The organism is Streptomyces sp. NPDC059564 (genome assembly GCF_042735575.1).
Lineage (GTDB): Bacteria > Actinomycetota > Actinomycetes > Streptomycetales > Streptomycetaceae > Streptomyces.
In genome coordinates this window covers 1-5,384 of record NZ_JBHWBP010000454.1, presented here as the reverse complement: position 1 = coordinate 5,384, position 5,384 = coordinate 1, and the positions used below count along the sequence as shown (strand labels likewise).

6 protein-coding genes are annotated in these 5,384 nt (G+C 67.4%); 4 read left to right on the top strand and 2 right to left on the bottom strand.

The genetic code is table 11. The features are described 5' to 3' along the window. Nucleotides 1-124 precede the first annotated feature (124 nt). Genes pstC through pstB form a run of 3 tightly spaced genes read left to right on the top strand, consistent with a single transcriptional unit; the run spans nt 125 to nt 3,003 of the window. On the top strand, nt 125-1,114 hold the full coding sequence (gene pstC, locus ACFV0Q_RS38035; RefSeq protein WP_385012175.1) for a phosphate ABC transporter permease subunit PstC: 990 nt from the start codon (nt 125-127) through the stop codon (nt 1,112-1,114). Further along, nucleotides 1,114-2,196, top strand: coding sequence for a phosphate ABC transporter permease PstA (pstA, locus tag ACFV0Q_RS38030; RefSeq protein ID WP_385012172.1), 1,083 nt, complete (start codon nt 1,114-1,116; stop codon nt 2,194-2,196). The genes pstC and pstA overlap by 1 nt, the downstream gene beginning before the upstream one ends. Nucleotides 2,197-2,226: 30 nt before the next feature. Further along, entirely contained in the window at nt 2,227-3,003 is a 777-nt protein-coding gene (pstB, locus tag ACFV0Q_RS38025; RefSeq protein ID WP_385012169.1) for a phosphate ABC transporter ATP-binding protein PstB, read from the top strand. A 153-nt stretch (nt 3,004-3,156) separates the two neighbouring features. On the opposite strand, the gene ACFV0Q_RS38020 is transcribed toward pstB, so the two are convergent. Together ACFV0Q_RS38020 and ACFV0Q_RS38015 are read right to left on the bottom strand one after the other, a co-directional pair. Further along, on the bottom strand, nt 3,157-4,155 hold the full coding sequence (locus tag ACFV0Q_RS38020) for an anion permease (RefSeq protein ID WP_385012166.1): 999 nt from the start codon (nt 4,153-4,155) through the stop codon (nt 3,157-3,159). Nucleotides 4,156-4,160: 5 nt separating this feature from the next. Further along, nucleotides 4,161-4,781, bottom strand: a complete 621-nt coding sequence (locus tag ACFV0Q_RS38015; protein WP_030240555.1) for a DUF47 domain-containing protein — start codon at nt 4,779-4,781, stop codon at nt 4,161-4,163. A 195-nt stretch (nt 4,782-4,976) separates the two neighbouring features. On the opposite strand from ACFV0Q_RS38015, the gene ACFV0Q_RS38010 reads away from it, so the two are divergent. Further along, nucleotides 4,977-5,291: a metal-sensitive transcriptional regulator gene (locus ACFV0Q_RS38010; protein ID WP_030009310.1), complete on the top strand. Its 315-nt coding sequence runs from the start codon at nt 4,977-4,979 to the stop codon at nt 5,289-5,291. Nucleotides 5,292-5,384 lie beyond the last annotated feature (93 nt).

The window sequence follows — 5,384 nt, the reverse complement described above, 5'->3', positions numbered from 1 at the left end:
ACCCCCGTGGGCGGGACCGCTCCCCGTCCGGTGCGCACCGGCCCCGGGAACCTCCCCCTCCCACCCGGGGGGATCCGGTGCACCGCCGCCAGGGGGCCTGCCCCCCACACAGACCGGAAAGACCATGGCTTCCACCACACCCACCCAGATAGACCCGGCTCCGCCGGTCTCCAAGAGCGGAAGGTCCACCGGCCGCGCCGGTGACAAGATCTTCGCGGGGCTCTCCAAGGGCTCCGGCATCCTGCTCCTGGTGATCATGGCGTCGATCGCCGTCTTCCTCACCTACCGCGCCAGCATCGCGTTGTCCCAGAACGAGGGGAACTTCCTCACCACGTTCGACTGGAACGCGTCGGCCAAGCCCCCTGTCTTCGGCATCGCCGTCCTGCTCTTCGGCACGGTCGTCAGCTCGATCATCGCGATGGCCATCGCGGTTCCGATCGCTGTCGGCATCGCCCTGTTCATCTCGCACTACGCGCCCCGCAAGCTGGCGACGCCCATCGCCTACGTGGTCGACCTGCTGGCCGCCGTGCCGTCGATCGTCTACGGCATCTGGGGTGCCCTCTTCCTGGTGCCGCAGCTGAACGGGCTGAACCTCTGGCTGGACGAGTACCTCGGCTGGACCTACGTCTTCGAGAAGACCCAGGTCGGCGTCGCCCGCTCGCTCTTCACCGTCGGCATCCTCCTCGCGATCATGATCCTGCCGATCGTGACCAGCGTCAGCCGCGAGGTCTTCCTGCAGGTCCCGCGCATGAACGAGGAGGCCGCACTGGCCCTCGGCGCGACCCGCTGGGAGGTCATCCGGATGTCGGTGCTGCCCTTCGGCCGCTCCGGTGTCATCTCCGCCTCGATGCTCGGCCTCGGCCGCGCCCTCGGCGAGACCATGGCCGTGGCCACCGTCCTCTCCCCGAGCTTCCTGATCTCGCTGCACGTCCTGAACCCGGGTGGCGGCACCTTCGCGCAGAACATCGCCGCGAAGTTCGACGAGGCCAACGAGTTCGGCCGGGACGCCCTGATCGCGTCCGGCCTGGTCCTCTTCCTGCTCACCCTGCTGGTCAACGGCGCAGCCCGCCTGATCATCGCCCGTCGCAAGGACTTCTCGGGGGCGAACGCCTGATGAGCCACGCACTTCAGGACCAGCGCCCCGTCGGGGCCCGCAAGTCCGCCGCCCCCACCAGCCTCACGCGAGGTGGCCTGCCCCGCTGGGCCCCGGCCGCCATCGGCGTCCTCTCGATCGCCCTGGGCATCGGCATCGGCGTCGTCTTCGACCTCCACAGCAAGGTCCAGTGGGGTCTGATCGCCGCGCTGCTCTTCGTCGGCATCACGTACGCCGCCAGCGCGATCGTCGAGAACCGCCGCCAGGCCAAGGACCGCATCGCGACCTCCGTCGTGTGGGTCTGTTTCGTCCTCGCGGTCATCCCGCTGTTCTCGCTGCTGTGGACCACGATCAGCCGCGGCCTCGAACTCCTGAGCGCCAACTTCCTCAGCCACTCGATGAACGGCGTGACCGGCTTCGACGAGGGCGGCGGCGTCTACCACGCGCTGATCGGCACCATCGAGCAGGTCGCCCTGGCCACCCTGATCGCGGCCCCCATCGGCCTGCTGACCGCCGTCTACCTGGTCGAGTACGGCAAGGGCTCGCTCGCCAAGGCCGTCACCTTCTTCGTCGACGTGATGACCGGCATCCCCTCCATCGTCGCGGGTCTGTTCATCCTGACGACCTGGAACCTGATGCTCGGCTTCGGCCCCTCCGGCTTCGCCGGCTCGTTGGCCCTGTCGATCCTGATGATGCCCGTCGTGGTCCGCTCCACCGAGGAGATGCTCAAGCTCGTCCCGAACGAGCTGCGCGAGGCCGCCCTGGCCCTCGGTGTGCCGAAGTGGCGCGTGATCCTCAAGGTCGTGCTGCCCACCGCCATCGGCGGCATCGCCACCGGCGTCATGCTGGCCGTCGCCCGCATCGCGGGTGAGACCGCGCCGATCATGCTGCTGGTCTTCGGCACCCAGCTCATCAACAACAACCCCTTCGAAGGCGCCCAGTCCTCGCTCCCCCTCTACATTTGGGAGCAGTACAAGGTCGGTAGTGACGCCTCCTACGACCGGGCATGGGCAGCAGCGCTCGTCCTGATCGCCTTCGTCATGATCCTCAATCTGGTGGCCCGCGGCATCGCCCGCTGGAAGGCCCCGAAGACCGGTCGCTGACGCGACTGTATGAAAGCGAAGTGACCCCTCATGGCGAAGCGAATCGACGTCAGCGGACTGTCCGCCTTCTACGGCGCCCACAAGGCCATCGATGACATCTCGATGACCGTGGAACCCCGCTCCGTGACGGCCTTCATCGGCCCCTCCGGCTGCGGCAAGTCCACCTTCCTGCGCACCCTGAACCGCATGCACGAGGTCACCCCCGGTGGCCGCGTCGAGGGCAAGGTGCTGCTGGACGACGAGAACCTGTACGGCGCCGGCGTGGACCCGGTCGCGGTCCGCCGCACCGTGGGCATGGTCTTCCAGCGCCCGAACCCCTTCCCCACCATGTCGATCTTCGACAACGTGGCGGCGGGCCTGCGCCTGAACGGCAGCTTCAAGAAGTCCGAGCTGACCGAGATCGTGGAGAAGTCCCTCCAGGGCGCCAACCTCTGGAACGAGGTCAAGGACCGCCTGAACAAGCCGGGCTCCGGCCTCTCCGGCGGCCAGCAGCAGCGTCTGTGCATCGCCCGCGCCATCGCGGTCGAGCCGCAGGTCCTGCTGATGGACGAGCCCTGCTCGGCCCTGGACCCGATCTCCACCCTCGCCATCGAGGACCTGATCGGCGAGCTGAAGGAGCGCTTCACGATCGTCATCGTGACGCACAACATGCAGCAGGCCGCCCGCGTCTCCGACCGCACCGCCTTCTTCAACCTGGCCGCCGTCGGCCAGCCGGGCAAGCTGGTCGAGATCGACGACACGGACCGGATCTTCTCCAACCCGTCCGTCCAGGCCACCGAGGACTACATCTCGGGCCGCTTCGGCTAAACCGGGATGTGACAGACGTCCTGCGGTGCTGCATGGCGGTGCCACCGCAAGGCGAAAGAAAAGGGCCGGCTCCCCCTGGGTGGGGGGAGCCGGCCCACTTTCGTACGTGGACTTCATGCGTGGACTTCGTACGTGGACACGTACGGGTCCTCGCTACACGAAGGCGAGGTTCACGACCCAGAAGCTCAGCGCCGCGACCAGCGCCGCGGCCGGCATCGTGATGAACCAGCCCAGGATGATGTTCTTCGCGACGCCCCAGCGGACCGCGTTCACCCGCTTCGTCGCGCCCACGCCCATGATCGCCGAGGTGATCACGTGGGTGGTGGAGATCGGCGCGTGGAAGAGGTACGCCGAGCCGAACATGATCGAGGCGCCGGTGGTCTCGGCCGCGAAGCCCTGCGGCGGGTCCAGCTCGATGATCTTGCGGCCGAGGGTGCGCATGATGCGCCAGCCACCCGCGTACGTGCCCAGCGACAGCATCACGGCACACACGAGCTTGACCCAGACCGGGATGGCGTCGCCCGCTCCCTGCACATCGGCGATGACCAGGGCCATCATCACGATGCCCATCGTCTTCTGGGCGTCCTGGAGACCGTGCCCCAGGGCCATGCCGGCCGCCGAAACGGTCTGCGCTATGCGGAAACCGCGCTTGGCCTTGTGCGGGTTGGACCGGCGGAACATCCACAGGATGGCGACCATGACCAGGTAACCGACGATGAGGCCGACGACCGGCGAGACGAACATCGGGATGACGACCTTGTCGATCACCCCGGACCAGATGACCTCGGTGCCGCCCGCCAGGGCCGCGCCGACCATGCCGCCGAAGAGGGCGTGCGAGGAGGACGAGGGAAGACCGAAGTACCAGGTGATCAGGTTCCAGACGATCGCGCCGACGAGCGCCGAGAAGAGGATCCACATGCCCCGGGTGCCCTGGGGCGTCTCGATCAGGCCCTCGCTGACCGTCTTGGCCACCCCACTGCCGAGGAAGGCACCGGCGAGGTTCATCACCGCGGCCATCGCCAGCGCCGCGCGCGGCGTCAGGGCCCGGGTCGAAACGGAGGTGGCGATGGCGTTCGCCGAGTCGTGGAAGCCGTTCGTATAGGTAAAGCCGAGCGCGACACCGATGGTCACGATCAGAGCAAAGGTGTCCACGAGGTTCAGGACTCCTTGACCGCGATGGTCTCCACCGTGTTCGCAACGTGCTCGAACGCGTCGGCGGCCTCTTCCAGCACGTCGACGATCTGCTTCAGCTTGAGCACCTCGATGGCGTCGTACTTGCCGTTGAAGAGCTGGGCGAGCAGCTTGCGGTGGATCTGGTCCGCCTGGTTCTCCAGCCGGTTGACCTCGATCCAGTACTCGGTCAGGTTGTCCATCGTCCGCAGGTGCGGCATGGCCTCGGCGGTCAGTTCCGCCGCCCGGGCCAGCACCTCGATCTGCTGCTCCACGCCCTTGGGGAGCTCTTCGACGTTGTAGAGGACGACCAGGTCGACGGCCTCCTCCATGAAGTCCATGATGTCGTCGAGGCTCGACGCGAGGTTGTAGATGTCCTCACGGTCGAAGGGCGTGATGAAGGAGGAGTTCAGCTGGTGGAAGATCGCATGGGTGGCGTCGTCCCCCGCGTGCTCCGCCGCCCGCATCCGCTCCGCGATCTCGGCCCGGGCGGAGGGATCCGCTCCGAGCAGTTCCATCAGGAGCTTGGAGCCCGTGACGATGTTGTCCGCGGATGCGGCGAACATGTCGTAGAAGCTCGTCTCCCTGGGGGTCAGACGAAATCGCACGTGAGGTCCTCGGGGTGCATTGGATTCGGTCAGGCTGATGCTAGGCGCATCCCCCGGCCACGGCTAACCGGCGGTTCCCCAGTGTCCTCCATCAGGCACAGTGGGCGTCACGGCCCCCCTGCCCCGCAGACCGGGGCCCAGTACCCTATACCCATGAGGGGTATGTATCCCTCATTCCGGACCACGGGAGGACGCATGACGACCATCGAGGCGGAGGGCTCCGGTGCCGTCCACGGCTACCACCACCAGAAGGACGAGCACCTCAAGCGGCTGCGCCGGATCGAGGGCCAGATCCGCGGCCTCCAGCGCCTGGTCGACGAGGACGTCTACTGCATCGACATACTCACGCAGGTCTCGGCGAGCACGAAGGCCCTCCAGTCCTTCGCCCTCCAACTCCTGGAGGAACACCTCCGCCACTGCGTGGCGGACGCGGCGGTCAAGGGCGGCACGGAAATCGACGCCAAGGTAGAGGAAGCCACAAAGGCCATCGCCCGCCTCCTCCGCACCTGACGGCCACCGCCCCTATATCCAGCCCCGCCCGGGGGCACCTCCCAGCGGTAGCCGGGGGAGTTTGAGGCGCGGGGTCTGGGGCGGAGCCCCAGG